The 1,459-nt window shown below is 61.9% G+C and carries 2 protein-coding genes; one reads left to right on the forward strand and one right to left on the reverse strand.

What is annotated here, in order from left to right:
• Positions 1–299, forward strand: a 299-nt coding sequence (locus EN969_RS30915; RefSeq protein WP_164758651.1) for a DUF1761 domain-containing protein, incomplete at its 5' end; no start/stop codon positions are given.
• A 171-nt stretch (positions 300–470) separates the two neighbouring features.
• Here EN969_RS30915 and gcvA read toward each other — a convergent pair.
• Positions 471–1,406 carry a transcriptional regulator GcvA gene (gene gcvA / locus EN969_RS30920; protein ID WP_013528901.1) on the reverse strand — a complete coding sequence of 312 codons (936 nt, stop codon included), beginning with the start codon at positions 1,404–1,406 and terminating at the stop codon, positions 471–473.
• Positions 1,407–1,459 lie beyond the last annotated feature (53 nt).

The raw sequence follows: 1,459 nt of genomic DNA on the forward strand, positions 1-1,459 counted from the left end.
ATCCGGCCACGATGAAGAAGTCGCCGCTGCCCTTCGTCGTCAGCTTCATCGCCGAACTGGTCATGGCCACGATAATGGCGCTGGTCGTCGGCGCGATGACCGGCGGCGAGCCGACATGGCTCGCCGGACTTGTCTTCGGCTTCGTGCTCTGGCTGGGTTTCGTCGCCACGACGCTCTCGGTCAACCATCGCTACGAGAATTTCGGCTGGGACCTGACCCTCATCGACGGCGGCCACTGGCTCGGCGTGCTACTGATCATCGGCGCCGTCATCGGCTGGTTCGGCGCGGTGGCAAGCTGAGTCAAGAAGGGAGTAGGGCAGTAAGGCAGTAGGGGAATAGGGGAGCAGACGGCACCGACGCCTATCCCTACTGCCCTACTGCCCTACTGCCCTACTGCCCTACTGCCCTACTGCCCTACTGCCCTACTGCCCTACTGCCCTACTGCCCTACTGCCCTACTGCCCTACTGCCCTACTGCCCTTTATCCGTGGTCCGCGTCTTGGCGACTTCCTCTAGCATCCATTCGCGAAAGGCGACGATGCGCGGATCGTCGGCGGTATTCTCGGGATAGACCAGGAAATAGGCGAACTCGGGCGCCACGCGCAGGCCGAGTTCGAAAGGCTGCACCAGCCTGCCCTGGGAAAGGTCGTTCGCCACCATGGCGAAATCGGCGAGCGCAACGGCATTGCCGTCGAGCGCTGCCTGGACGGCATCCGTGGAATTTCCGAACACGACTGTCCGGCTGTCGTCGAAATCATTGATGCCGGCCGCCGCCATCCACATCCGCCAGTTCGGCCACGTCACGCCTTGCCGCGACCATTCGATATGCGCAAGCGTATGGTTGAAAAGATCGCGCGGCTCGCGCAGCGGCGGACCGGACGTCAAAAGGCTCGGGCTGCATACCGGAATGAGGATGTTGTCGAACAGCCGGTGGGTGCGAAGGCCCGGATATTTGCCAGCGCCAAAACGGATGCCGACATCGATGTCGTCAAGTTCGAAATCCCGCACTTCATAGGCAATGTCGAATCGCAACTCGATATCGGGGTGACGCTTGCGAAAATCGTCGACGCGTCGCATCAGCCATTTTGACGCGAACTGCGCGTCGAGCGTTACCTTCAAAAGAGCGGTGCCGCGCGTCAGCTTTTGCGCCCGCGAAACAGCCCGGCCAAGCAGGTCGAGCGCGTCCGCCGAGGCGTCGAACAGCACCGTTCCCGCCTCGGTGAGCCGGATGGTGCGGCTGGTGCGCGTGAACAGCACCAGCCCGAGCTGATCCTCGATTTCCTTGATCTGATGGCTGACGGCGGCCGGTGTCAGCCCAAGCTCGTCGGCGGCACGGGTGAAATTGAGGTGCCGGGCCGCCGCCTCCAGCGTCCTCAAGGCACGAGTCCCAGGCAGAAGACGAGCCATCCTATCCTCAAAGAAAACTTGATGATCGAGAGAAAACTACTCGTTTCCTACAG

The sequence above is a fragment of the Mesorhizobium sp. M7A.F.Ca.CA.003.01.2.1 genome (genome assembly GCF_003998945.1).
GTDB lineage: Bacteria > Pseudomonadota > Alphaproteobacteria > Rhizobiales > Rhizobiaceae > Mesorhizobium > Mesorhizobium ciceri.

Coding starts and splice junctions, on each gene's coding strand:
- gcvA (WP_013528901.1), bottom strand. CDS start 1,406: ATGGCTCGTCTTCTGCCTGGGACTCGTGCCTTGAGGACGCTGGAGGCG.